The sequence below is a fragment of the Pseudomonas sp. BF-R-19 genome (assembly GCF_019956445.1).
Classification (GTDB): Bacteria; Pseudomonadota; Gammaproteobacteria; order Pseudomonadales; family Pseudomonadaceae; genus Aquipseudomonas; species Aquipseudomonas fluorescens_BH.
Genome location: NZ_JAHBDN010000092.1, coordinates 107,557 through 128,808, shown reverse-complemented (window position 1 = coordinate 128,808; position 21,252 = coordinate 107,557). Strand labels below are relative to the sequence as shown.

Sequence of the window (21,252 nt, the reverse complement as noted above, 5' to 3'; positions counted from 1 at the left end):
TGGAAATATTCTCATTTTCGCCGGTTCCAGTGGTGATTCGGGTCGATTGGCAGCCCGTTGACGTCGCAGCCGACCACGACGCCGGACTTTTCCTCGCGCTGCTTGGCACTGTCGTGGCAGAGCTTGCAGAGGCTCTGCAAGTTGGTCGCATCGAAGAAGAGAGTCACGTCGCCTCGATGGGGCTTAACGTGGTCAGCGATGCCGGCGGCAACCGTTCGGCCTTGCGAGGCGCAGCGACGACACAGCGGCTCGTCCTGTAGCTGCTTCCACCGGAGCCGGAACCACTCCTTCGTCTTGTAGAGGTGATGCCAAGGTGACGTGTTGGCCATCGCGGATTACTTACTCAGCTTTGGCTGCAGCACTACTCGAGCAATCATCACCAGGAGGCCGAGCACACCATAGGCGATCGGCGGCAAGACCACCTGTAGCGATGGCATTAGCTGTTCAGCCACACCCAATGCTGCGATAGCACCGCCAGCTTGAACGCTGGTCATGTTCAGCGCTTGTTTCCAGTTGTCGATCAGTTGCATGGGTGTCCCCTTATGAATTCTGTTGCGGATGTACTGCGTCGGTGACCGTCTTGCGCAGGTCGGTCAGGTCTGTAGCCAACTCGGCCAGATCCTTGTCGCGACGCTTCTCGGCCCACTTGAACCAGGCGCGCACCAATACCCATGCAGGCAGGCCGCAAACAAAGATGATTCCGCCCAGGGCGATAACCCCAACGTCGTCATTCGCCCATGAGCCAAGGCCCAGCCACCGGATGACGAAGGCGCCGCCGCAGATGCTGGATACCGATGTACTGATCATTGCGACGACGAACTCGCGCACGGTCTTCGGCAGCGTCATCGCCATAACGACGACGGCGGCCAAGACAGCCAAGAAGCCGAAGGCCCCCAGCTTGTACAGCGCGATACCGCCAGCGGCAGTGAGTGGACCGGGCTCGGACATAGATTGATATCTCATGGCGCCTCGGTATCTCGGCGTTGTGATTGGTCCGGCGCTCCATGCTGTCCTCTTCCGCTCGGAGAAAAGATGATTGCGTGGGCGCCAGATACGGAAAGGCCCCGCACGATGGCGAGGCCTGGAAATTAGCTAATGTCTTAGTCTGAACACGACAGCAATTGCCGAGGGAAGACATGAGCGAAGAAAAATTCACGCTGGATCAGGAAGATTTCATTAGATGCTTTATCAATGGCTGGATCGTGGATGCCCGGGATGGGGGGCTTATAGTTGGTCGCAGCCATGAAGACGGGCACATAGTGATGATGCAAGGTACGAGCACTTTCGGCAAGTTCGAGCAAATCGGCTTCGTCGAGGGAGGTGAGTACATAATGAGCACGGATGCCACGGAAGCGCACTACGACCGGCTGAAAGAGATTAACGAAGACAACAGCCCTTGCGGTGACGAAATCAGCGTCTCGTCAGATAGCCAGATCATCAACACGAGAGCTGAGCCGCACGATAAATTTCTCGTCATCCAGCGCCAATACATCATCAACATTAATTCTACGAGAAGACACTTCAAGGAATTGGAAGATCTAAATAGGCCTCACCGGTATCACCGCGGGCGAATTCTTTCAGACGAAGTCATCGAGGCAATCACTGAGCCTGGATTCGTAAAGTACTAAGACCCCAGATCACCAGGCGGTCAGCTAATTGCGGCGAGCTTCTGTCGCTGTAACTCGCAGATCAGCTTCAGATGGTCCTGAAGAATCACTGCTGTCAAACCGACCGATTCGCTCGCCGCCTGTGCGGTGCTGGAGATCGCCGATTCCAGCGGATCAATGGAGTAACCAGTCGCAACTCCGCACTGCAACTCCTCTCTGCAATCTCGAGCTTCAGCGCCGGGTGCAGCGATATCGGTCTTCATCGCCTCTACGGCTTGATTGCGAGCATCTGCGTCACCGGTATACCCGCCGCCCGTAAAGTCTTTCAGTTCGCCAGTACGGAGCATGCATCCTCTCCTTCCCAATCAGTGGAGCCGAAAACGAAAAGCCCCGCACGATGGCGAGGCCTTGGAATAGAAAGCAAAAAGCCCAGCGGATGACTGGGCTTTGTGTATCGTCTCTCATAACGCGCAAGATCGACATGATGGGCTTAAATTACGATCATTTCGCCACCACGTCAAGCAGCATCAATGAAGATTTCTTCCCGGTCGAATATCTCAGTCGCATGGATGACTGCGGCCTCTTCCAACGACTCAAGGCGCTTTGCGATGCCGGTCTTCCAGCGCCGACGTGTCGACTCTGGCTTGCCCTCCATGTCCCAGGTGTTCATGTCGTAGAACTCGGCCGGCAGGACGATCATGTCGGTGGAGCGCTTGTCGGTCTGGACACCCTTCAGCTTGGGAATGGCCCACGCAGTGAGCGCCTTATAGATGAACAGTTGCGGTGCAGGGGAAACCATACGAGCAACCAGGCGGCCGATAGCGGCAACCTTGTTCGCCTTGTGTGTGGAGTATTTGGCGACCAGCACATCCCACTGAGCTGGCTCAAGCTGACGGTGCAGGAGCGCGTAGAGGCAGCAGTCATAGTCGAATTTGTCACGCACGGACAAGGTACTACCCGTACCGCCAGAGCGAAGGTCAGCGTCGATCAGCTTCTGCCACGACTGCTTGGTGCTGTTGTCGATGTTGTCGGCTGCCAGTACTCGGACCAGCGTGCCCATTACGTCCTTATAAATACCCATGTCTCAATCCCCCTTATAAGACGAGCCACCCGGGCCACGCCGATTGATGTCCTGGTACTGCGCAACGGCTCCATCTACTGCCGGCGCTGCCTTCAAGCTGTGACGCTCCCGGCGCAGCAGCATGCCCAACTGCACCACCAACTCTTCGATCGGCAGCGGCTCCAGGGTGATGGCGTGCACCTGGCCCGAAGCGTGGCAGCCGATGCAATCTAACTTGTGAAACAGGCCTTGGATGACTCCCTTCCCGGCGCACGATGGGCAGTCGGTGAGCGGGATCAGGCGACGCGCAAAGGCGGGGCCGTGGGTCTTTTTATCCATTTTTAAACCTCGCCTATGGTTGTTTCTTGAATGGCCTCGCAGCCCCTGTGTTCCGTGGCTTGCAGCGCATTACCAGAATCTTCAAATCTAAAGCCGGTCAATCCGTGAATGACTGCAAACCCTTTCTGATCTAGATGCGCGTGCCATTGCTCCAGCGCATCACGCTTGCGAGCCATGACGTCGGACTGTATGTACACCTTCACGTTGTGGCCCATCGCGTGGTTGATCAGCAGCTCACCGATCAGGTGGTCAACGCCGAGGTCTGCCCAACCGGTGCGGGCCACCTTGCGCAGGTCGTGACTGGTCCACTCGCCTTTGCCCAGCCGACGGAACACGGCGCAGCCCTGAGCCTCACCGAGTGCCTTGCCATTGCGCGCAGGGAACAGGAACTGGCCGTCATAGCCTCGGGCATACTGACCGTTGCGGTACTTGATCAGCAGCGCGCAGGCCTGCTCGGTCAGGGGCAGGTGATGCTCGACGCCGGTCTTGGTGTGCTCGGCCGGGATGAACCACTCGCGCTCGGCCAGGCTGATGTGCGACCAACGCGCCATGCGGGTTTCGCCGATCCGCGTGCCGTGGCACAGCATCATCAGGGCCAGCATCGAATCCAGCGGCGCAGCGGGCATGACCTCGGTCAAATGCGCCAGCAGGCCTTCCAGTTGAACGCCACGCAGACGGGACGGCTTGATCCCGACCTTCGCTTTGGAGAAGTCGTTGAACTTGATCGCCGTCATTGGGTTGGCCGTGATTAGGCCCAACTTGAAGGCCTGACGGAAAGCCAGGGCCAGCAACTGGAACACCGAGCGCACGTAGTCGATGGAAATGCTTTCTTGCAGCGGCCACATCAGCTCGCTATCGAGCGCGGCCTTGTCGATGCCGGCCAGCGGCAGTTCACCGAGACGCGGGATCAGGTGGCATTTGATCATCGAGGCGCCGGTCTTTTTGCGTTTGCTGGACAGGTTCCGGTCTCGCGCCATGCGCTCGGCGTACCAGGTCATCAACTCGCCGGTCGAGACCCACTTCGACAGGTTCGAGCCGGTACCGGCCTCCAGTCGCAAGCGAATCGCCGGCAACGCGGCAATGACCTGCTTCGTGTTGAGGTCGGGGAAGCTGCCGATGAGATTCCACTTGCCCTTCACCACCAAATACCAAGACGCCCGGGCGCGGGCCTGAGTGAAACGCAGGTACAGGCCGCGATTCTCGATGTCGCGCAGGTCCCGGACATCGCCGGCGGCCTGCCGCTTGATCTCGGCATCGGTGATCTTTACTGCCGCTGAACTCATGCCGCCACCACAGTTGGTGCCATGCGCAGATAAGCGCGAATCTGCTCCATCGCGTCGAAGTGGCCACGACACACTACCGCGAGATAACCCTGCTCGTTGAGTTTGCGGATACGTTCGTGCTGGCTGGCCGAGATCGCGGCGTCGTTCGGTGGCGTGGCCTTGAACTCGATGTACAAGCCAAAATAGCCGCCGCGCGCCATGGTCAGCACCAGATCAGGAATGCCGGCCTTCACGCCCTGGGCTTTCAACTTGCCGGCGACCGCCTTGACGCGGTGCCCACCGTTGGGGACGTGATACATCAACTCGAACACCGCGGGGTACCGCAACTCCAGTTCGCGCATCAATGCGGCCTGTTCCCGCCCTTCCCGGTCGACTGGCTTGGCGCGCACGGCCCTTTGCTTGAACAGTTTGGGTTTGGCGGGAGTCATACTTTTTCTCCAGTAGATCGGTCGATCACTTCAAAGGTCGTAGGCCACAACCGTGCACCGTAGGTTTTTGCCATTTGGACGCATCTGAAAATGGCGACAGCTCGGTCTGGCTCGTAGGTGAGATCCCACTTGTAACCGCAGCAGTGCACGGCGTAGCGGTAGTCGTCTGGGTTGGTTTGTTCGAGGTACGGATCAAGCATGGTGAGCGCTCCCTACGACACGGGCTGAAGGCTTCAAACCGAACCGGCGCAGGAGCTGCTCACGGGCAGACTGGCCGTCTGTGGATATCCCCATCCTCGAAACCTGCGCCTGGGCAACCCGCTCGGTCAGTTCGGAAGCCCACTCAACCGCTGACTTGTTTCCGTCATGACCAATGCCAACGGCGATGTCCTCCAGAGGGAGGCCCTGCACCAATCGGCGAATCGTGATGTCGTAAGCGCGGTCAAAGACCTTGCTGGCTTTCTCAGGGATCTGGTCACACAGGTTGTGGATTTCACACTGAAGCGCGGCGTGTCTGATGGCGGGATGGGACCAGGTACGCTCACCAAATCGGCTCGGATGGGAATTCTCCAACGCCTCACGAAAGGCCCGGTCGTGCGACGGAATACCCAACATCTCCGGTGTCGGCTGGCACAGCTTGATGAACTTGCCGACACTCGGCATGAAGTCCGTTCCCAGCGATCTGCAACGTTCAATACCGAACCGGATCTGCTCAAGCTGGCTGATCCCCTCGACGATGAAGGCCTTGGTCCAACTGCGCTTGGCGGTATTCAAAGCGGAATCCGTCGGCCAGGCCTGTTTCCACGCCGGAAAGATCGCCTGCAGCTCCTTGAAAAGGGCGTTGACGACATCAATCGTTCCGGGCGGCAACGTCTTCGGGATAACGGGCATGGCTGGGGGCTGATAACTGCCAACAGCGGCGCGCAGGTCTGTGGTGGCGCCTGCTGCTTTCATGAGTTGGGCCGCACTCCTCAGCGGCTGTGACTTGTTCACAGGACACCGTCCAAGTCGTCCGCCCAGTCACGGCTGTCGAAGTCAGGAGATGCCGCCGAGCGCTGAGGGAACTGCTTCACATTCGAAGCCGCTGCCCGCGCCTTGTCGTTGTTCACCCACTTGACCAGCATGCCCACCCATTCAGCCTGGGTGTTGACCTGGTGCTGAGGTTCGTAGTGACCAGTGAATGCGACGCGAACTTGCTCAGTGAACAGGTCAAGCGACAACCCGCGGTGCAAGGCGTAGGTTTTCAGCAGTGTTTCATCCGGCATCCAGTCGAGAGTCATTTCGCTTGGCATGCGAGGATCGACGGGCTCCTGCGCAGAGAGAGGTTCTTTATTCTTCTCTACATCTTCTTTAGGTAACGCACCGCTAACGCTCGCAGCGTTACTTTTACCGTTACTTGCTTTGTGATTTGCCACCCGCTTTGCTGTGAGAAGCCTGTTTTTAGCAGTCTTCCCGTTATGACGCTCGAAATGTGGAAGGCTGATCACGCCGTCGAGTTCGATCATCCAAGCGACCGATTTCATGTGCTCGCAGAAACCGATAACGCCTACGAGACGATCCAGTAACTTTTTGCTAACGCTTGGAGCGTTACCGTTTTCGGTTTGTTGGTCGAACCAACCCCACACACGCATCAGCTTTCCGACGACAGCGTCAGGGTCGATATCGGCCAGGTCTGCGATCTGGCAGACCTCAGGTTTATCCAGGGTGGTGAGTTCGAATTTAATCCAGTCGCCGGCCATTACGCAGCCTCCTGCAAAAGTTCAGCAAGGCGGGTAAGGCCTTTCGGGGTGACCATAGGGTCGAAGGCAGCTCGCTCTACTCCGGTTTCCGGATCAGGCTTCAGGGCTGTTACTTTGTGCGTCATGTGGCCGGAGGTAATGCGCGGCTGGAAGGCAACCCAGCGTTTGCCCCCGTGGCGCCGGAAGATCCAGCGGTGCTGCTCAAGCCAGCCAAACAGGCGAGACGGAGCCATACCGAGCTGTTTGGCGGCATCAGTGATGCAGATTGCGCCACCAGCTGCAGCGAGCCGCTTGATGGCAGCGACCTTCGGGGCCTGGTCGGAAATCAAACGCTGAAGCTCACCGTTCTTATCTGCCAAATCAGCAGCAAGACGCAGGGCTTCGGGAAGAGACTGCGGAATCGTGACAACCTGTCGTGACACGTTTTCAAGCTCGCTCAAACGTGTCACGACACGATGGCGAAGGGGGATGCTGTATCCGGTAAGCTGGGTTTCAGTCAGGACACGGTCAAGGTGAAATTCGGCGGTGTAACCCCGGCTGTCCTTGACCTCGTGGAGATGGCGCAGATCTGCGCCATCATCTGACAGCGCCTTGCGCATCACGCGGATGTCACGGATGACGTCCTTGTGCTGCTTGCCAGTGAGATCGGCGATCTCACTGCTCGACATGGTGACCGTATTGCTTGGAGCGACGATCGTGTTCATAATGGCCCCTCAAGTGTTTGTGTTGTGAAGAAGCCGGTCTAGCCACCGGCTTTTTTGTGTCTGCGATTCAGGCGATTACTTTTCAGCAGACGCGACCAATCCCGCCGACTGAGCTACCGCTCTCAGCGTTCAATGTCCCCACACGTCCTGATGTATTACCGTCCATTCCATTTCCTCTAATGATCTTCCTGGTTTAAGCGACCTAGCTGATAGCTATGGCTTCATTGCAATCGGCCCCCGCCGATGTATTGCTTTTGCTGAGCTTTTCTACTGGATGCATCAACAGCTAAATCCAGAGTGCTGCTCTAAGGACGCCGCCGGCGGATAATTTCCCCAGGCTTTCGAATCAAGGCTCAGACTTTTTCAGTGACTGCGAAGGAAAAGGGCGTACTTCTTCGGCGACGTAGGCCCCGTCTAACTTTCTGGTCACGTAAATATCGCGACCAACGCGCAAGGCTTTGTTCAGGGCACCTTGACTCATGCCTAGCAGCGCTGCGGCCTTGGTTTGGCCATGTTCGATAGAAAACTCATTCAAAGTGATGCGGCACATCGCCTTATCTCCACGGGCATGTATGGCGCGATAATATCTCCCATGGAGATATTTAGCAACTCCATTGGAGATGGTGGATTATTGCCACGGGGAATATTCTTTGCGAATGACTACAGAACGACGACCGCTTGAAGACTGGGAAAAGGCTGAATGTGCAGCTCTGAAGGCTGAACTACAGGCTTTCAATGCACGATCGCCGAAAGAAAAGAGGCTCACCCAAGAAGAGGTTGCGCATAGCTTGCGCATGAGCCAAGGAACGCTCAGCAGCCACCTGAACGGTCATCGAGCAATCAACCTCGAAATGGCCTCCCAAATGGCTCGGCTTCTCGATATCCCTGTCGAGCGCTTTAGCAAGCGGCTGGCCAGCGAGATCGGCGAACTGAGCAATGTTCCGAGGACAAATGCAGCCGTCCGTTCAACCGAAGGCGCGGCCAGCAAAGTAATGGAGATGCTTCGCAAGCACTCTGGAAAGAAGCTCGATGAGAGTGCGCAATCCAAGATCATGAGAGCAGTCACAGAGACCCTGCATGATGTGGACAGGAACAATGTTATCCAGGCTGACTTCTCTGGATTGCGTCCCCGCAACAGTGAAATCCTTATCCCTCAGTACGACATACGCGCGGCCATGGGCGATGGCCAGGTGCCGGCTGACTACAATGAGGCGATCCGAAACCTGGTTGTGAGAGAAGATCTACTCCGGGAGAAAGGAGTCTCCTATACCTCGAACTCGGCCTTGGCGATGGTGACCGGCTGGGGACAGAGCATGGAAGGCACAATTGAGGACAAGGATCCTGTAATAGTTGATCGCGGCGTAACCGAATATATTGGCGAGGGCGTCTACCTGCTGACTTGGCACGGCGAGCTTTTCATCAAGCGTATTCAGCGGAAGGACGAAGACCACTTGTGGTTAATCTCCGATAACAAAAATTACGAAAAGCAGAGCGCCAGGCTGGATGATGTGACCATAAAGGCCAAGGTGCTGATGGTATGGAATGCCAGAAAGGTTTGAATAGCTGAAATCGAAAGCCCGCCACCGAGCGGGCTTTTTTGTGTCTGTCAGTAAGGTGGTTCGTCATCTATCACGCACAGCTCGCCATGCTCCTCTACTGCCGGGTCCTCTTCGTCGAGAGCCTCCCATCTAAGCGTCACCGAATCATCATCATTGAAGGTCATCTCCAGGACCACCGTTTCGGATAGCAGGCCCATCACCTCTTCCCACTCCCTTTCCCCGTCTGTATCAAGGCGATGGATTGTGACCCAACGCTGCTGCTGAGCAACGGGATGATTGATCATCGCGGACACCCGCAGGCCAAGGCGCTCAAGCCCTATCATCTCCTGACGCACCTTTTCAACGATCTTCTTCGGCTTTGCCATGCAACCCCTAAACTGTATATCCATCCAGTTGTTTTTAGATCATAGCCGAGCAGTTTGGAAAAGTTAACCCCTCGTTCCTCGACCAGATTCGCGACCTGCTGGAAATAAATATCTCCACTGGAGTTGACTTAAATATTTCCATGGGAGATATTTGTGCCATCGCCGGATAACTACCGGTCACGACAAGCCGGAGACTCGCCGGCTACCACGCCAGGGGGGAATCCCGGGCCCAGCCCCCGACAAGGGGATCGACTGGCTCATTAATGAGATCGCTCTTTAGAACCGAATTTTTCACTGATGCACCTGGTAGTCCGGGTGCATTGGGAAAACAACCGGGAGTCAAAACGATGGAAACAGAAATCGTAAATGGCACATGGAAGGGTCACCTCGGTCGTGGCCTGGCACCACGAGAGCTTCAGTTTCTTCTCTGGGTTGCCCTCGGGCTCACCGCGAAGGAAATCGCACGGGAAGTGGGTATTTCGCCGGCCACCGTAGCGAAACGCCTTACCAACGCAATGTTCAAGCTCGGCGTCACCCGCCGCGCCGCCTTGGTGGCCGAAGCGATGCGCCGCCAGATCATTTCGCCAATGTGCTTCGTACTGGCTGCGCTGATCGCCATGCACGCAATGCTCGATGGCGACTCAATGCGCCGTGACCGCCGCGTCCCTGAGCGCCGCATCGCCCAGATCAGGACGACAAAGCGCGCCGAGGCATACGACTACCACGCATAAGCATCACTGAAGCACCTTCTCGCGAGGGTGCTTTGGGATGACAAAGAAGGAGAATCGCTATGCAGCAGCAAGCACGCAGTTCCGAGGAACTGCAGCGAGTGGAATCACCATCACTGACCTCTCGGATAGAGGCCGCTCTTATGACGCTGGCTCAGCAAGGCGAGCCAGGTCTTCGGACGAAGATGACGCTAATGCACCCAAGCACTGAACTTGATAAGGACAGCTGCTTGAAGTACTCAACGATCGTGCTTAGTCGGACAATAGCTGCTTCATTACAAGCTTTGCCTCTTCAGGATTTTGAGACGACTTCGAAAGAGTTAGCTGAATATCTCGCTTCAGAATTCGAATGTCCGTGACCCCATACCAGAAGCCATCCACCAACTCGATTGCGTCACCGACTTTGATCGGCTGATCAGTCTCGTGGTGCGTTGGATTCATGTCGTCGGAGTCATGCTTGAACTTCAGTTTGAACTTGCGCATTCGCCGTAAGCCCTCCTTTGCAGGCTGTGTTGTGTGAGAGCGCTCAGCCTAGCGCAAAGCCCGTCACCTGGGCAGTGGTGAGCTGGCCGCTGGCCACCCTACCCCAGCGAGGCAATCTCTGATGAAGCACGCAACAGCAATCGCCCAACTCGAAATCCACGCTTCCAACTGCGAGAACAATGCCGCGATTCAGGAGGCCGAAGGCCAATTCGAAGACGCGGCGAACAACCGCACCAACGCTGCCGACTACCGCCAGGCGATCGAAGCGCTCCAGGCTGGATAAGCATCACTTCTGCCCATTCACTGAGTGGGTAGCGGGATGCGGATGACTCTGCACCGCGCAACGCGGCCCCCTGCATATCAACCAACCCAGCACGGAGGATTGGCAGCCATGTAACCGACAGATATCGAAGCCCGCCCAATGGCGGCACCTGCGATCACGTAGGGAGGTCTTCGTGACGCAAACAAAAGCCCGGTTCCGATCGGGCTTTTTTACGCCTGCCTTTATCCGCCAGCACTCTCCCCTGCGCCCAGCGGCAGCCAGCAGGAGGCCCGAGTGCTGACGAATAAACGCAACCCCACAGCAAGGAATCGCCATGCATCAATTACTTCAGCAGCGAGTCGACGGGGTTGCCGCCCTGCGTGCTCGTGCAAGCATTGCCACCGCCGCGTTCTACGCCCTGATTGGCAAGGAGCAGCCTGTGCAAGAAATTCGCTACCAGGTCGTCACCAAGGGCAACGCCTATCACATTGTCGAGCGTTCCACCGGCTTGACCAAAGGCTTTCGCTGGACGTGGAAAAAAGCCATCAACTTTGCTCAGGTTTTGGAAGCGCGCGCCGATGGCATCAAGTTCCCGGGGCAGCCGTGAGACGAATCAGCAACCAGGTGCGCCAGCGACGACGACAGACATGGCTGGATCTACCGGCCCACGGAATTGAAGAGGCAGGCCATAGCCAAGAGCAACGCGGATATTCAGCGGGACAAGCGCGCCAAGGAGAGAGCTTTGCTGGACCGGATCGGCGCCGAGAAACGGTCGCTGATTGTGTCGAAAGCGCTGGATGATGCGCTCCGGGTGTTGGGCGAGCGGCACGACTTCGAGGAATGGCAGGAGACGGTGTCCACGCTCCTCATCAACCTTGCAGCTGCGCCCGCCGAAGATTCCGCCCGCTTCGCCATCATGTCGCGACACAAATTCACGATCAGTGAAAACGTGTCGCGCAAACTTGAGCTCGCCTACAACCGCGAAGCCTTGCGCATCTGTCACGAAAATTGAGCTCGCCCTGCAAGAAATTTTTCTCTTGCAGCGACAATTCTTTCGATCAGCGCGGGGGTCTGAGTATTGCCGCACTCATCAACAAGGATAAGGGTGAAAGAGCACTTACAGCCAATGTCGTTTCCGTCTTCCTCCATCCACGCCCGGATTTCGTCAGCCGTGTATAGCCGGCCGTGACGCTCAGCGTGCGAGTCTCTTGTAGTCGGTGAAAGTGCAGACATGTGCATGAACCGATGCGAAATCTGGAGCCTCTGGCAGTCCTTCTCGTCCATCTCCAGACGGATCAACCTCATTTTTTGTAGCGCGGAGTCGCTCACTTGTTTGGACATTGCTCTGCCCCCCCTGAAAAACCGTCATAAAACAACATCCACCCACAAACTTCCACTGTCGCATCCGGTCACGGAGGGCGGCGCCTACCCGAGGTAACCGCTACGCCAATTGCAACAGATACCGCCGAGTTCCTTGAATAACTGAACGGCGGCTCATTCGCCAAGCTGACACTCGGCACCTTCGATCCAAAATGAAAAATAGGTAACCCGTCCGATACAGCGGGTTACCCCTTCAACCGGATGGCTCACCTATATTTGTTGCATCCGGCCGCGGAGGACTACTCCATCTTGATTGATGGTCGATCGGCGCAACTCTGGATCGTTTGCATCAAGGCAGCGGAATTGCAGCTCGGCATTGGCGTAGCGACCGTATCCCGAATCTCGCGATGCCTCTTTCACTGGCATCAGCTGCTTCCCTTTGCTGTCACAGAAAGCATTGGCTTCCTGGTACAGCTCGGCCTTTACGGCTCCGCCGCCAAAGGTAGTGAAGCTGCCATCCTTCGCAATCATGTATGTGTCTCGCCCCATCGGCACAACACTTGGTCCTGAACAACCGGTTATGAACAGGGCAATCGTTGAAACCAGTAACAGCCGCATTTGCGCGCTCCATGCATGAGTGATGGCGAATCATATGGCTATCACCTTGTCGCTTCACCATTTTTCATATTGCCGCATCCGGTCACGGAGGGCGGCGCCTGTGACTGGAGATAACCCAATGAGCATTCCCGCAAATGCTTTGAGCGACGAAGAGTGCCTGCACTATGCCGCGCTTGATCCGGCGGCCGCCGCCGAACTGACTCGCCGCTTCACAGCGCAAAGCATCGATCCAAGCGCCGAGCGCGAAGAGTTGCGCGAAGACATCCGCCGCCTCGAAAGCCAGGCGAGCGATGACGAAGACGAGTTGGCGAATCTTCGGGATGACGCGGGCGAGGCCTGCACCTGGATCAAGCGAGCGATGGACCCGGACGACCGGGAGCTTTCACTGAATGCGCTACTTCAAAAAGCGCTCGACTGCCTGGAGTAAAGCCATGAGCACATTTGCCGTATTCGGAATGAATGAGCACTTCGCCCGCGAAGAGGCGAAGCGCAAGGTTCGGGACTTCAAGATCGAGAAAGGTCAGCGGATCGAGCTTTCAATGAGCCAGTGGCTCCAGGCTGTCGAAGAGCGCGTGATCAAGATCATGGACGGCAAGCGGGTCGCCCAACTCAGCAGCATGTTTGATGCCCCCCAGTACGCCGCCGAGTATGCGGAGCGCATCCGCAAGCTTGGTCGATGCCGCGACGTGATTATCAGGGCGAAGATCAAGCTGCCGCAGAACGATGCGAAGCGGAAGTCGGCGACCAAGCTTTCGTGGATGGACTACTCGCCTGAGTCAACAGCGGCCGCCTGACCCATCCTCACCGATTGTACTAAGAGCGTAAGAGCAGCTCATTTTTTTGCGGGCAGTGGCGGCGGTGGAGGTGAGGAAGGTCTTTGGGATACCACGACTTTTTTCGATGAGCCGTCATTTGCGACCTTAACCTTATCTCCTCCACGGACATTCCCTTCTCTAAACTTGTCACTCATGGTCTTTGGCTCCATTGGCTCTTAGGGATCAACTCAATAACAATACTGCCGAATGGCTTGCAGAGATAGACAAAAGGAACCTCATAAAGAAATTCCGAATCGCTGTACCTATACACTTTCACGTCTGCAAGCACCACCTCGTGACACGACGGATTCTCAGCGAAGGAAATCACCTGCCCTTCGTAAGTTAGATCATCAGGCTTATCTCGTATGTAGATCCAATCTACATCTTTACCACCCATGAAATATGAAAAAAGGTTCTCATCACCGAATTTTGTTGAAACTCCCAACCGTCTTGCGACCCTGTTGAAAACCTTATGGTTTACACAGAAGGATGAAACAAGTGCTACCGGAAAGGCAAATGCTGTTGCCCAGAACACTTCGCTTGCGTTTACCCCGGTCTCGGCCTTTAAAGCAGCCTGCCATATGCCTAGCCAGCTCCACTGCGCCGGAAAGCCTTCCGCGCGCACCAAATCAACAACAAGGTAAAAAGCTTGTAATCCGACATATGACAAAACCCCTAGTACAAGGGAATACAAGCCAAACTTAAAAGAGTCCCACTTGGCATGAAAAGTTATTTTGTCACTGATAATTGCCGCAATAATCCCCGGAAGCATTATCACAATTAACGTAACTACAAGCTGACTCATATCCACTTCCATAAAAATGGTCGTTCCAGTTTATTTATTCGATCACAGTAGTGCACCAGCACAAATTGAGCCAGATAGTCCAAAAACTTTTTTATCTGCCCCCTCTTATACCTCCCCTGCACCGCCCGGGCATGCCCCGGCATAGGACGCCCCATGCCCACAGAAAACAAACCGGCCGAGCCGTTTCAGCGCGAAGACCGCTACATCGTCATCAAGCGCAGCGATGTCGCCAACTTTTGGCGTGACGATGTGCGGGAACAGTTTATGGCAGCTCTTGAGCGCCTGAACGAACATCACGTACGCATCCCGCAACGGCAGTACGTGGTGATCGAAAGCGACTGGCCCGAGTACGAGCCGGTCTGGCAGATGATCGAGCGACGCATGACTGGGCAGCCGCCAGTGACAGCAGTAGAGGAACTGGATGCGGTTCCGCACTGGCGCGACAAGCATGCCCTGGCCATCAAAGAACGTGACGCCCTGCAGCAGCGCCTGAACGCAGCCGATCAGCGGATTGATGACTGCGCCGGTACCTGCGAGTGGAGTCGGGAAGACGACAGCGGCATCTGGAATAGCGGCTGCGGCGTGACCTGGTCATTCCATGATGACGGTCCGGAAGAGAATGGCATGCACTTCTGCCACTCCTGCGGGAAGGCGCTGATTGTTGAAGCCGCTGACGCAGACTCGGTAGAAGCTGGCGACTGGCACATGAACCCATGCAAGCAAGGTCACCGGGATGTCGGCGCTGCTGGTGGCGTAGCGCACTGCTACACCTGCGACGAGAAGATCACGGCGGCCACCACTCAGGAAGCGTTTGAACTCTGGAACGCAACTCATCCAGCCGGTGCACAGTCAGCCGAATCCCGATAGGAGTACATCTGTACTCCACCCCATCTGTAACTCCCCCCCCCCTTCAAAGTCAGCCGCTATAGCGGCAAGGACGAAGTCATGCCTGAAGAAATAGTTTTGATCCAGTCCGTCCCTGTTGTGCGTGAGCCAGATGGCTGGTGGCATCACCCCGATCTGCCGATGTTCGAGGAAGACCAAGGCGAAGAATCGCGGCAGTGGGTCAAGGCTCAAGGCCTGACCATTGTGACCGCCGAAATGGAATACGAGGTCGATACCGACGACGACCCGTATTTCGAACAAGGAGAAGGCTCCTGCGCGCACTGGGAGCCGAGCAAACCCGACGGTGATGGCTGGTTTGTACTCGCGATCTCAGATACCGATGACGGCCCAGTCTGCTGGTGGGCTCGCCGCGAGGTCACGCCATGATTTTCGCCCCGCTCTACATGCTCTGGCTCATCTACAAGGGGCCGCGTCGGTAAGGGTTCACCCCGCCAGTCCCCTCAGGGGAGAAAGCGTGTACGCAACTGGCGAGGTGAACCAATAAACCGTAGCTCACCTTCAACGTGCCCTTCACACCCTCCATCTGAAATTTACGTAACCACCCACTGCCGCCCCGGGCGGCTTGGAGCACCCAATGAGAAAAGAACTGATCAAGATCAGTGAGTTTCAGCGCCGGCGCTGGGGCGAGAACGGTACACCACAATGCCCCCAGGCGATTCGCAACCACATCCGTAACGGCGTTGTACCGGGCGAGCAGATCGGAAAACTCTGGTACGTTGACTGGACCGCATTCACCCGCTCGGACGGCAACGACCTGGTGGCGATGGTATTGAAAGGAGCTGCATGATGGCACCACGGCCGCGCAATACTGCGAACAAAAGCCTTCCGCAGAACCTGTACTTCGATGCGCGGCGCTCGACCTATCGCTACCGCCGGCCTACCGACGGGAAGTGGTTCCAGTTTGGTACCGACCGCATCAAGGCCATCGACGCTGCGAAACAGTTGAACCTGGAGTTTATGCGTGGTGCCGACCTGGTCGGTGCTGTGCTGAACAACTCTGCTGAATCGTTTGCCGGCTTCCTCGATACCTACGAGCGCGAAGTGCTGCCGCCGCGAGAACTGGCCAAGGGCACGCTGAACCTGTACGCGGTGCACTTCCGGCGCTTTCGCAAGCAGTTCGAGGGCAAGGCCGTCGACCAGATCACGATCCGCATGGTCGCGGAGATGCTGGATGCCCTCACCCCTCGGACGGCAAACCAATGCCGGGCGCTGCTGATCGATATTTTGAATCACGCTGCCGCCAAAGGCCTGTGCCCGGACAACCCGGCGGCCAGCACAATCAACCGCATTGAGAAGAAACAGCGCAAACGCCATACCGTCGAAGGCTTGAAAGCCATCCGGGAGAAATCGCCAGCCTGGCTAAAAAATGCGATTGACCTCGCCCTGATCACTGCCCAGCGCCGGACGGACATTCTGGACATGCGCTTCGACGGCGTTCGGGAGGGGTTCCTGTACTTGGTACAGAAGAAGACGGCAAAGGCCAGTGACGCGGCGTGGATCCGCTTCCGGGTGACACCTGAGTTGCAAGCCGTGATTAGCCGATGCCGTGACGACACTGCTTCGCCGTACCTGGTGCACCGCAAGCCTGATCGCCTGAAACAGAAACAGGCACAGACCAAGGACCACTGGACGAAGATTGAAGAGCGGTATTTGACGCGAGCATTCAAGGATGCCAGGGAGGCGGCAAACTGCTACGCGGGATGGAAGGAAGAAGAGATGCCGGGCTTCCACGAAGTGCGAGCGCTATCGCTGCACCTGTACAAGAAAGCCGGAAAGGACGGGCAGAAAATCGCAGGTCATGCGAGCGAAGGCATGACCAAAAACTACCAGCGGGACCACGAGGAAATCGTCTGGTCTGAGGCAATTCCAGACCTGAATATCAGCGAAATCACCGGGTAGTTTTGCGCCAGTTTTGCGCGGGTTTTGCGCAGGCACAAAAAAGCCGATCTATCTGATCGGCTTAAGTGTCTGATTTTACTCAGTAAATATGGTCGGGACGGAGTGATTCGAACACTCGACCCCTAGCACCCCATGCTAGTGCGCTACCGGACTGCGCTACGCCCCGACTAGGCGTGAAACCTGTTCCTCATCTCGAGGAACGCTCAAGAATATATCGCAAGCTTTTGAAAACTGGAAGTATTTAAAAGCGAGAATTTATTTCTTGAGTACCACCAGAACATCTTCCAGCTCGGCGATCATCTGGCGGATCATTTGCTTGTATTGGGTGGTGTCGTCTTTGGCTTCATCACCGGACAAGCGCAGGCGCGCTCCGCCGATGGTGAACCCCTGATCGTAAAGAAGCGCGCGGATCTGCCGGATCATCAGCACGTCCTGGCGCTGATAATACCGGCGGTTTCCGCGGCGTTTGACAGGGTTGAGTTGAGGAAACTCCTGCTCCCAGTAGCGCAGCACGTGTGGTTTTACCGCACACAGCTCGCTGACTTCACCAATGGTGAAGTAGCGTTTGCCCGGGATGACGGGGAGCTCGTCGTTATGACTTGGTTCCAGCATAAGCCTCAACTCGGGCCTTCAACTTCTGCCCTGGACGAAAGGTGACCACACGGCGAGCCGTGATCGGGATTTCTTCCCCCGTTTTCGGATTGCGGCCAGGCCGCTGGCGTTTGTCCCGAAGGTCGAAATTGCCGAAACCGGACAATTTGACTTGTTCGTTGTCTTCGAGAGCGTGCCTGATTTCTTCAAAAAACAGTTCGACCAATTCCTTGGCCTCCCGTTTGTTCAGGCCCAGCTCTTCATACAGACGTTCCGCCATCTCAGCTTTCGTCAGAGCCCCCATACGTCACTTCCTTAACGTGGCGTTCAACCTTTGTTCGAGCGAGGTGAGGATGTTTTGCGTTGCGGTATTCACCTCATCGTCATTAAGAGTGCGCGATGGATGCTGCCAGGTCAAGCCGACTGCGAGGCTTTTTCTATCAGGATCAATGCCTTTACCCTGATACACGTCAAATAGCCTGAGGTCTGTCAGCCATTCGCCTGCATTTTCACGGATTACGTCCAGTACAGCCGTGGCTGCAACGTCTTTGTGAGCAATCAGCGCAAGGTCACGACGCACTTCAGGAAAGCGCGATAACTCGTGGAATTTTGGCATTTTGCCCGACGCCACTTCCGCCAGAACCAACTCGAAGACGAAGACCGGACGGTCGAGACCGAGAGTTTTCGACAATTCAGGGTGGATCGCGCCAATGAAGCCGACCAGGCGACCGTCACGCTCGATGCGCGCGGTTTGACCCGGGTGCAGCGCTGGGTGTTTGCCCGGCACGAAAGTGAACGCATCCAGGGCACCGGCAAAACCCAGAACCGCTTCCACGTCAGCCTTGACGTCGAAGAAGTCGACGGTATCGCGACCCTGCGCCCAGCCTTCCGGCAAGCGACTGCCGCAAACAACACCTGCCAACATCGGCTCTTGCTTCAAACCTTCAAGCTGACCAACGAAACGCAGGCCGCTTTCGAACAGGCGCACGCGATCCTGCTGGCGGTTCAGGTTGTGCTGAAGCGCCTTGACCAGACCCGGCCACAGCGACGAACGCATGGCGGCCATGTCATTGGAAATCGGGTTGGCCAGCAGCAACGGTTCAACACCCGGATTAAACAGTTCGAACTGTTTCGGATCGATGAAGCTGTAGGTAATTGCTTCCTGATACCCACGGGCAACCAGCAGGCGGCGCAGTTCAGGCAGGTCGCTACGGGCTTCTGCCTTGGCTTGCGGCGCCAGACGCGCTTGCGGATAACGAACCGGCAAACGGTTGTAGCCGTACAGGCGTGCCAGCTCTTCGATCAGGTCGACTTCCAGGCTGATATCGAAGCGATGGCTTGGCACTTCTACACGCCACTGCCCTGCCCCGTCGGCAGTAATGGTCAGGCCCAAGGCATTGAGCAGACGCTCCACTTCGGCCGAATCCATTTCCATACCCAGCATCTGGGTAATGCGCTGGGCACGCAGGGTGATCGGAGCAATTTTCGGTAGGTGCTGTTCGCTGACGGTCTCGATGATCGGGCCCGCTTCACCACCGGTGATTTCCAGCAGCAAGCCAGTCGCGCGCTCCATGGCTTCGCGGGCCAGCTGCCAGTCCACGCCACGCTCATAGCGATGCGATGCATCGGTGTGCAGGCCATAGGAACGGGCCTTGCCTGCTACGGCGATCTGGTCGAAGAAGGCGCTTTCCAGGAACACATCGCGGGTGGTCGCGGAAACACCGCTGTGCTCGCCACCCATGACGCCGGCGATTGCCAGTGCGCGGGAGTGGTCGGCAATCACCAGCGTATCGCTACGCAGGCTGACTTCCTGACCGTCGAGCAGCACCAGCTTCTCGCCCTCTTCAGCCATGCGCACACGGATACCACCGTTGATTTCGGCGAGATCGAAGGCGTGCAGCGGCTGACCCAGCTCCAGCATCACGTAGTTGGTGATGTCGACGGCAGCGTCGATGCTGCGCACATCTGCACGACGCAGGCGCTCAACCATCCACAGCGGCGTAGGCCTGGACAGGTCGACGTTACGAATCACACGACCGAGGTAGCGCGGGCACGCGGCGGGCGCCAGCACTTCTACCGAACGCACTTCGTCGTGCGCGGCAGGAACCGAAGCCACCACCGGACGGACCACCGCAGCGGCGTACAGGGCACCCACTTCACGGGCCAGACCGGCCAAGGACAGGCAGTCGCCACGGTTCGGGGTCAGGTCGACCTCGATGCTGGCGTCTTCCAGGTCCAGATAAACGCGGAAATCCTGACCTACCGGCGCATCGGCCGGCAGCTCCATCAGGCCGTCATTGCCTTCACCGACCTGCAGCTCGGATTGCGAGCACAGCATGCCGTTGGACTCAACGCCACGCAGCTTGGCCTTCTTGATCTTGAAGTCGCCTGGCAGCTCGGCGCCGATCATGGCGAAAGGAATCTTCAGGCCCGGGCGCACGTTTGGCGCACCGCAAACAACCTGGAAGGTTTCCGAACCGTTGCTGACCTGGCACACGCGCAGTTTATCGGCATCCGGGTGCTGCTCGGTGCTCAGCACCTCGCCAACGACCACGCCACTGAAAACACCGGCGGCCGGCGTTACGCTATCGACCTCAAGACCGGCCATCGACAGACGAGCAACCAGCTCGTCGCGACTTACCTGCGGGCTAACCCAGCCACGCAGCCATTGTTCACTGAATTTCATCCTGCTCTCCTAAGAATTCGTTACGACTAGCGAAATTGCGCGAGGAACCGCAAGTCGTTGTCGAAGAACAGACGCAAGTCGTTCACGCCGTAACGCAGCATGGCCAGACGCTCTACGCCCATGCCGAAGGCAAAGCCCGAGAACTCTTCCGGATCGATACCGGACATGCGCAGCACGTTGGGGTGAACCATGCCGCAGCCCATCACTTCCAGCCAGCCGGTCTGCTTGCAGACGCGGCAGCCTTTACCGCTGCACATCACGCATTCCATGTCGACTTCAGCGGATGGCTCGGTGAACGGGAAGTACGAAGGACGGAAACGCACCGCCAGTTCCTTTTCGAAGAACACCCGCAGGAACTCTTCGATGGTGCCTTTGAGGTCGGCGAAATTGATGTCGCGATCGATCAGCAGGCCTTCGACCTGGTGGAACATCGGCGAGTGGGTGATATCGGAGTCGCTGCGGTACACACGGCCTGGGCAGACGATGCGGATCGGTGGCTGTTTCGACTCCATGGTGCGGACCTGTACCGGCGAGGTATGGGTGCGCAACAGCATGTTCGCATTGAAATAGAAGGTGTCATGCATCGACCGGGCCGGGTGGTGGCCTGGGATGTTGAGCGCTTCGAAGTTGTGGTAGTCGTCTTCGACCTCAGGGCCTTCGGCGATGCCGTAGCCAATACGGGTGAAGAACTGTTCGACACGTTCCAGAGTGCGGGTAACCGGATGCAGACCACCGGAGGTCTGACCACGGCCAGGCAGGGTCACGTCAATGGACTCGGCGGAGAGTTTGGCAGCCAGATCGGCTTCTTCAAACAATGCCTTGCGCGCATTGAGGACCTCTGTGACACGCTCCTTGGCAACGTTGATCAGCGCACCGACCTGCGGACGCTCCTCTGCCGGCAAATTCCCCAGGGTCTTCATCACCTGAGTCAATTCACCCTTCTTGCCAAGGTAGTGAACCCGGATTTGCTCCAGGGCATTGATATCTTCAGCGCTTTGCACAGCCTCTAGAGCTTGAGAGACGAGCGCATCCAGGTTTTCCATGTACAGACTCCA

33 protein-coding genes and 1 tRNA gene are annotated in these 21,252 nt (G+C 57.0%); 12 read left to right on the top strand and 22 right to left on the bottom strand.

The window, feature by feature from the left end:
• Positions 1-11: 11 nt before the first annotated feature.
• The 3 genes from KGB28_RS26335 to KGB28_RS26325 are packed head-to-tail and all read right to left on the bottom strand — an operon-like array spanning position 12 to position 948.
• The gene (locus tag KGB28_RS26335; protein ID WP_223448478.1) at positions 12-329 is read right to left on the bottom strand and encodes an HNH endonuclease; all 318 of its coding nucleotides are present in this window, start codon (positions 327-329) and stop codon (positions 12-14) included.
• 6 nt (positions 330-335) lie between these two features.
• Positions 336-530: a hypothetical protein gene (locus tag KGB28_RS26330; protein WP_223448477.1), complete on the bottom strand. Its 195-nt coding sequence runs from the start codon at positions 528-530 to the stop codon at positions 336-338.
• Between the two features lie 10 nt (positions 531-540).
• On the bottom strand, positions 541-948 hold the full coding sequence (locus KGB28_RS26325; protein ID WP_223448476.1) for a hypothetical protein: 408 nt from the start codon (positions 946-948) through the stop codon (positions 541-543).
• Between the two features lie 188 nt (positions 949-1,136).
• Between KGB28_RS26325 and KGB28_RS26320 the strand changes: the two genes are divergently transcribed.
• On the top strand, positions 1,137-1,628 hold the full coding sequence (locus tag KGB28_RS26320; RefSeq protein WP_223448475.1) for a hypothetical protein: 492 nt from the start codon (positions 1,137-1,139) through the stop codon (positions 1,626-1,628).
• A gap of 20 nt (positions 1,629-1,648) precedes the next feature.
• Here KGB28_RS26320 and KGB28_RS26315 read toward each other — a convergent pair whose 3' ends face one another.
• The 10 genes from KGB28_RS26315 to KGB28_RS26270 form a co-directional block, all read right to left on the bottom strand.
• Positions 1,649-1,954 carry a hypothetical protein gene (locus KGB28_RS26315; RefSeq protein WP_223448474.1) on the bottom strand — a complete coding sequence of 102 codons (306 nt, stop codon included), beginning with the start codon at positions 1,952-1,954 and terminating at the stop codon, positions 1,649-1,651.
• 170 nt (positions 1,955-2,124) lie between these two features.
• Positions 2,125-2,688 carry a hypothetical protein gene (locus tag KGB28_RS26310; protein ID WP_223448473.1) on the bottom strand — a complete coding sequence of 188 codons (564 nt, stop codon included), beginning with the start codon at positions 2,686-2,688 and terminating at the stop codon, positions 2,125-2,127.
• 3 nt (positions 2,689-2,691) lie between these two features.
• Positions 2,692-3,006 (bottom strand): hypothetical protein, encoded by a 315-nt coding sequence (locus KGB28_RS26305; RefSeq protein WP_223448472.1) that lies wholly within the window; start codon positions 3,004-3,006, stop codon positions 2,692-2,694.
• 2 nt (positions 3,007-3,008) lie between these two features.
• Positions 3,009-4,289 (bottom strand): tyrosine-type recombinase/integrase, encoded by a 1,281-nt coding sequence (locus KGB28_RS26300; protein ID WP_223448471.1) that lies wholly within the window; start codon positions 4,287-4,289, stop codon positions 3,009-3,011.
• Positions 4,286-4,717 carry a VRR-NUC domain-containing protein gene (locus KGB28_RS26295; RefSeq protein WP_223448470.1) on the bottom strand — a complete coding sequence of 144 codons (432 nt, stop codon included), beginning with the start codon at positions 4,715-4,717 and terminating at the stop codon, positions 4,286-4,288. Before KGB28_RS26295 ends, KGB28_RS26300 begins: the two co-directional genes overlap by 4 nt.
• Positions 4,714-4,917, bottom strand: coding sequence for a hypothetical protein (locus KGB28_RS26290; RefSeq protein ID WP_223448469.1), 204 nt, complete (start codon positions 4,915-4,917; stop codon positions 4,714-4,716). Before KGB28_RS26290 ends, KGB28_RS26295 begins: the two co-directional genes overlap by 4 nt.
• Positions 4,910-5,671: a replication protein P gene (locus tag KGB28_RS26285; RefSeq protein WP_411740604.1), complete on the bottom strand. Its 762-nt coding sequence runs from the start codon at positions 5,669-5,671 to the stop codon at positions 4,910-4,912. The genes KGB28_RS26290 and KGB28_RS26285 overlap by 8 nt, the downstream gene beginning before the upstream one ends.
• A gap of 35 nt (positions 5,672-5,706) precedes the next feature.
• On the bottom strand, positions 5,707-6,456 hold the full coding sequence (locus tag KGB28_RS26280) for a DnaT-like ssDNA-binding domain-containing protein (protein ID WP_223448468.1): 750 nt from the start codon (positions 6,454-6,456) through the stop codon (positions 5,707-5,709).
• Positions 6,456-7,160, bottom strand: coding sequence for a phage antirepressor KilAC domain-containing protein (locus KGB28_RS26275; RefSeq protein WP_223448467.1), 705 nt, complete (start codon positions 7,158-7,160; stop codon positions 6,456-6,458). The genes KGB28_RS26280 and KGB28_RS26275 overlap by 1 nt, the downstream gene beginning before the upstream one ends.
• A gap of 346 nt (positions 7,161-7,506) precedes the next feature.
• Positions 7,507-7,710 (bottom strand): Cro/CI family transcriptional regulator, encoded by a 204-nt coding sequence (locus tag KGB28_RS26270; protein ID WP_223448466.1) that lies wholly within the window; start codon positions 7,708-7,710, stop codon positions 7,507-7,509.
• A gap of 106 nt (positions 7,711-7,816) precedes the next feature.
• On the opposite strand from KGB28_RS26270, the gene KGB28_RS26265 reads away from it, so the two are divergent.
• Entirely contained in the window at positions 7,817-8,719 is a 903-nt protein-coding gene (locus tag KGB28_RS26265) for a S24 family peptidase (RefSeq protein WP_223448465.1), read from the top strand.
• A gap of 47 nt (positions 8,720-8,766) precedes the next feature.
• On the opposite strand, the gene KGB28_RS26260 is transcribed toward KGB28_RS26265, so the two are convergent.
• A complete protein-coding gene (locus KGB28_RS26260; RefSeq protein WP_223448464.1) occupies positions 8,767-9,084 on the bottom strand; it encodes a DUF1654 domain-containing protein in 318 nt (105 codons plus the stop codon).
• A 347-nt stretch (positions 9,085-9,431) separates the two neighbouring features.
• Between KGB28_RS26260 and KGB28_RS26255 the strand changes: the two genes are divergently transcribed.
• Positions 9,432-9,815 (top strand): response regulator transcription factor, encoded by a 384-nt coding sequence (locus tag KGB28_RS26255; protein WP_223448463.1) that lies wholly within the window; start codon positions 9,432-9,434, stop codon positions 9,813-9,815.
• 249 nt (positions 9,816-10,064) lie between these two features.
• On the opposite strand, the gene KGB28_RS26250 is transcribed toward KGB28_RS26255, so the two are convergent.
• Positions 10,065-10,295: a hypothetical protein gene (locus KGB28_RS26250; RefSeq protein WP_223448462.1), complete on the bottom strand. Its 231-nt coding sequence runs from the start codon at positions 10,293-10,295 to the stop codon at positions 10,065-10,067.
• 121 nt (positions 10,296-10,416) lie between these two features.
• On the opposite strand from KGB28_RS26250, the gene KGB28_RS26245 reads away from it, so the two are divergent.
• From KGB28_RS26245 to KGB28_RS26235, 3 genes are all read left to right on the top strand, one after another.
• The gene (locus KGB28_RS26245) at positions 10,417-10,578 is read left to right on the top strand and encodes a hypothetical protein (RefSeq protein WP_223448461.1); all 162 of its coding nucleotides are present in this window, start codon (positions 10,417-10,419) and stop codon (positions 10,576-10,578) included.
• Positions 10,579-10,891: 313 nt separating this feature from the next.
• Positions 10,892-11,164, top strand: coding sequence for a hypothetical protein (locus tag KGB28_RS26240; RefSeq protein ID WP_223448460.1), 273 nt, complete (start codon positions 10,892-10,894; stop codon positions 11,162-11,164).
• Positions 11,165-11,245: 81 nt separating this feature from the next.
• Positions 11,246-11,569: a hypothetical protein gene (locus tag KGB28_RS26235; protein WP_411740607.1), complete on the top strand. Its 324-nt coding sequence runs from the start codon at positions 11,246-11,248 to the stop codon at positions 11,567-11,569.
• A gap of 578 nt (positions 11,570-12,147) precedes the next feature.
• On the opposite strand, the gene KGB28_RS26230 is transcribed toward KGB28_RS26235, so the two are convergent.
• The gene (locus KGB28_RS26230; RefSeq protein WP_223448458.1) at positions 12,148-12,495 is read right to left on the bottom strand and encodes a hypothetical protein; all 348 of its coding nucleotides are present in this window, start codon (positions 12,493-12,495) and stop codon (positions 12,148-12,150) included.
• 118 nt (positions 12,496-12,613) lie between these two features.
• Here KGB28_RS26230 and KGB28_RS26225 point away from each other — a divergent pair, with 118 nt between their 5' ends.
• Together KGB28_RS26225 and KGB28_RS26220 are read left to right on the top strand one after the other, a co-directional pair.
• Positions 12,614-12,922, top strand: coding sequence for a hypothetical protein (locus KGB28_RS26225; protein ID WP_223448457.1), 309 nt, complete (start codon positions 12,614-12,616; stop codon positions 12,920-12,922).
• A gap of 4 nt (positions 12,923-12,926) precedes the next feature.
• A complete protein-coding gene (locus KGB28_RS26220) occupies positions 12,927-13,289 on the top strand; it encodes a hypothetical protein (RefSeq protein WP_223448456.1) in 363 nt (120 codons plus the stop codon).
• A 172-nt stretch (positions 13,290-13,461) separates the two neighbouring features.
• Here KGB28_RS26220 and KGB28_RS26215 read toward each other — a convergent pair whose 3' ends face one another.
• Complete coding sequence (locus KGB28_RS26215) at positions 13,462-14,115, bottom strand: hypothetical protein (RefSeq protein ID WP_223448455.1); 654 nt, start codon at positions 14,113-14,115, stop codon at positions 13,462-13,464.
• 153 nt (positions 14,116-14,268) lie between these two features.
• On the opposite strand from KGB28_RS26215, the gene KGB28_RS26210 reads away from it, so the two are divergent.
• The 4 genes from KGB28_RS26210 (at position 14,269) to KGB28_RS26195 (ending at position 16,920) form a co-directional block, all read left to right on the top strand.
• Positions 14,269-14,982, top strand: coding sequence for a hypothetical protein (locus tag KGB28_RS26210; protein WP_223448454.1), 714 nt, complete (start codon positions 14,269-14,271; stop codon positions 14,980-14,982).
• Between the two features lie 78 nt (positions 14,983-15,060).
• The gene (locus KGB28_RS26205) at positions 15,061-15,387 is read left to right on the top strand and encodes a hypothetical protein (protein ID WP_223448453.1); all 327 of its coding nucleotides are present in this window, start codon (positions 15,061-15,063) and stop codon (positions 15,385-15,387) included.
• 208 nt (positions 15,388-15,595) lie between these two features.
• Entirely contained in the window at positions 15,596-15,808 is a 213-nt protein-coding gene (locus tag KGB28_RS26200) for a hypothetical protein (protein ID WP_150715352.1), read from the top strand.
• Positions 15,808-16,920: a phage integrase Arm DNA-binding domain-containing protein gene (locus tag KGB28_RS26195; protein ID WP_223448583.1), complete on the top strand. Its 1,113-nt coding sequence runs from the start codon at positions 15,808-15,810 to the stop codon at positions 16,918-16,920. The genes KGB28_RS26200 and KGB28_RS26195 overlap by 1 nt, the downstream gene beginning before the upstream one ends.
• An 89-nt stretch (positions 16,921-17,009) precedes the next feature.
• Here KGB28_RS26195 and KGB28_RS26190 read toward each other — a convergent pair.
• From KGB28_RS26190 to pheS, 5 genes are all read right to left on the bottom strand, one after another.
• Positions 17,010-17,086 (bottom strand) — tRNA-Pro (locus tag KGB28_RS26190).
• 89 nt (positions 17,087-17,175) lie between these two features.
• Positions 17,176-17,532 carry a MerR family transcriptional regulator gene (locus KGB28_RS26185; RefSeq protein WP_003179985.1) on the bottom strand — a complete coding sequence of 119 codons (357 nt, stop codon included), beginning with the start codon at positions 17,530-17,532 and terminating at the stop codon, positions 17,176-17,178.
• Positions 17,513-17,815: an integration host factor subunit alpha gene (ihfA, locus tag KGB28_RS26180; RefSeq protein WP_002553164.1), complete on the bottom strand. Its 303-nt coding sequence runs from the start codon at positions 17,813-17,815 to the stop codon at positions 17,513-17,515. The genes KGB28_RS26185 and ihfA overlap by 20 nt, the downstream gene beginning before the upstream one ends.
• A gap of 3 nt (positions 17,816-17,818) precedes the next feature.
• Entirely contained in the window at positions 17,819-20,197 is a 2,379-nt protein-coding gene (gene pheT / locus KGB28_RS26175; RefSeq protein ID WP_223448452.1) for a phenylalanine--tRNA ligase subunit beta, read from the bottom strand.
• Positions 20,198-20,223: 26 nt separating this feature from the next.
• On the bottom strand, positions 20,224-21,240 hold the full coding sequence (gene pheS / locus KGB28_RS26170; protein ID WP_007975711.1) for a phenylalanine--tRNA ligase subunit alpha: 1,017 nt from the start codon (positions 21,238-21,240) through the stop codon (positions 20,224-20,226).
• Positions 21,241-21,252: the final 12 nt, after the last annotated feature.

What these genes read in the sequence shown, in the direction of transcription:
- KGB28_RS26335 (WP_223448478.1), bottom strand. Translation starts at nt 329, where the DNA reads ATGGCCAACACGTCACCTTGGCATCACCTCTACAAGACGAAGGAGTGG.
- KGB28_RS26330 (WP_223448477.1), bottom strand. Translation starts at nt 530, where the DNA reads ATGCAACTGATCGACAACTGGAAACAAGCGCTGAACATGACCAGCGTT.
- KGB28_RS26325 (WP_223448476.1), bottom strand. Translation starts at nt 948, where the DNA reads ATGTCCGAGCCCGGTCCACTCACTGCCGCTGGCGGTATCGCGCTGTAC.
- KGB28_RS26320 (WP_223448475.1), top strand. Translation starts at nt 1,137, where the DNA reads ATGAGCGAAGAAAAATTCACGCTGGATCAGGAAGATTTCATTAGATGC.
- KGB28_RS26315 (WP_223448474.1), bottom strand. Translation starts at nt 1,954, where the DNA reads ATGCTCCGTACTGGCGAACTGAAAGACTTTACGGGCGGCGGGTATACC.
- KGB28_RS26310 (WP_223448473.1), bottom strand. Translation starts at nt 2,688, where the DNA reads ATGGGTATTTATAAGGACGTAATGGGCACGCTGGTCCGAGTACTGGCA.
- KGB28_RS26305 (WP_223448472.1), bottom strand. Translation starts at nt 3,006, where the DNA reads ATGGATAAAAAGACCCACGGCCCCGCCTTTGCGCGTCGCCTGATCCCG.
- KGB28_RS26300 (WP_223448471.1), bottom strand. Translation starts at nt 4,289, where the DNA reads ATGAGTTCAGCGGCAGTAAAGATCACCGATGCCGAGATCAAGCGGCAG.
- KGB28_RS26295 (WP_223448470.1), bottom strand. Translation starts at nt 4,717, where the DNA reads ATGACTCCCGCCAAACCCAAACTGTTCAAGCAAAGGGCCGTGCGCGCC.
- KGB28_RS26290 (WP_223448469.1), bottom strand. Translation starts at nt 4,917, where the DNA reads ATGCTTGATCCGTACCTCGAACAAACCAACCCAGACGACTACCGCTAC.
- KGB28_RS26285 (WP_411740604.1), bottom strand. Translation starts at nt 5,671, where the DNA reads ATGAAAGCAGCAGGCGCCACCACAGACCTGCGCGCCGCTGTTGGCAGT.
- KGB28_RS26280 (WP_223448468.1), bottom strand. Translation starts at nt 6,456, where the DNA reads ATGGCCGGCGACTGGATTAAATTCGAACTCACCACCCTGGATAAACCT.
- KGB28_RS26275 (WP_223448467.1), bottom strand. Translation starts at nt 7,160, where the DNA reads ATGAACACGATCGTCGCTCCAAGCAATACGGTCACCATGTCGAGCAGT.
- KGB28_RS26270 (WP_223448466.1), bottom strand. Translation starts at nt 7,710, where the DNA reads ATGTGCCGCATCACTTTGAATGAGTTTTCTATCGAACATGGCCAAACC.
- KGB28_RS26265 (WP_223448465.1), top strand. Translation starts at nt 7,817, where the DNA reads ATGACTACAGAACGACGACCGCTTGAAGACTGGGAAAAGGCTGAATGT.
- KGB28_RS26260 (WP_223448464.1), bottom strand. Translation starts at nt 9,084, where the DNA reads ATGGCAAAGCCGAAGAAGATCGTTGAAAAGGTGCGTCAGGAGATGATA.
- KGB28_RS26255 (WP_223448463.1), top strand. Translation starts at nt 9,432, where the DNA reads ATGGAAACAGAAATCGTAAATGGCACATGGAAGGGTCACCTCGGTCGT.
- KGB28_RS26250 (WP_223448462.1), bottom strand. Translation starts at nt 10,295, where the DNA reads ATGCGCAAGTTCAAACTGAAGTTCAAGCATGACTCCGACGACATGAAT.
- KGB28_RS26245 (WP_223448461.1), top strand. Translation starts at nt 10,417, where the DNA reads ATGAAGCACGCAACAGCAATCGCCCAACTCGAAATCCACGCTTCCAAC.
- KGB28_RS26240 (WP_223448460.1), top strand. Translation starts at nt 10,892, where the DNA reads ATGCATCAATTACTTCAGCAGCGAGTCGACGGGGTTGCCGCCCTGCGT.
- KGB28_RS26230 (WP_223448458.1), bottom strand. Translation starts at nt 12,495, where the DNA reads ATGCGGCTGTTACTGGTTTCAACGATTGCCCTGTTCATAACCGGTTGT.
- KGB28_RS26225 (WP_223448457.1), top strand. Translation starts at nt 12,614, where the DNA reads ATGAGCATTCCCGCAAATGCTTTGAGCGACGAAGAGTGCCTGCACTAT.
- KGB28_RS26220 (WP_223448456.1), top strand. Translation starts at nt 12,927, where the DNA reads ATGAGCACATTTGCCGTATTCGGAATGAATGAGCACTTCGCCCGCGAA.
- KGB28_RS26215 (WP_223448455.1), bottom strand. Translation starts at nt 14,115, where the DNA reads ATGAGTCAGCTTGTAGTTACGTTAATTGTGATAATGCTTCCGGGGATT.
- KGB28_RS26210 (WP_223448454.1), top strand. Translation starts at nt 14,269, where the DNA reads ATGCCCACAGAAAACAAACCGGCCGAGCCGTTTCAGCGCGAAGACCGC.
- KGB28_RS26205 (WP_223448453.1), top strand. Translation starts at nt 15,061, where the DNA reads ATGCCTGAAGAAATAGTTTTGATCCAGTCCGTCCCTGTTGTGCGTGAG.
- KGB28_RS26200 (WP_150715352.1), top strand. Translation starts at nt 15,596, where the DNA reads ATGAGAAAAGAACTGATCAAGATCAGTGAGTTTCAGCGCCGGCGCTGG.
- KGB28_RS26195 (WP_223448583.1), top strand. Translation starts at nt 15,808, where the DNA reads ATGGCACCACGGCCGCGCAATACTGCGAACAAAAGCCTTCCGCAGAAC.
- KGB28_RS26185 (WP_003179985.1), bottom strand. Translation starts at nt 17,532, where the DNA reads ATGCTGGAACCAAGTCATAACGACGAGCTCCCCGTCATCCCGGGCAAA.
- ihfA (WP_002553164.1), bottom strand. Translation starts at nt 17,815, where the DNA reads ATGGGGGCTCTGACGAAAGCTGAGATGGCGGAACGTCTGTATGAAGAG.
- pheT (WP_223448452.1), bottom strand. Translation starts at nt 20,197, where the DNA reads ATGAAATTCAGTGAACAATGGCTGCGTGGCTGGGTTAGCCCGCAGGTA.
- pheS (WP_007975711.1), bottom strand. Translation starts at nt 21,240, where the DNA reads ATGGAAAACCTGGATGCGCTCGTCTCTCAAGCTCTAGAGGCTGTGCAA.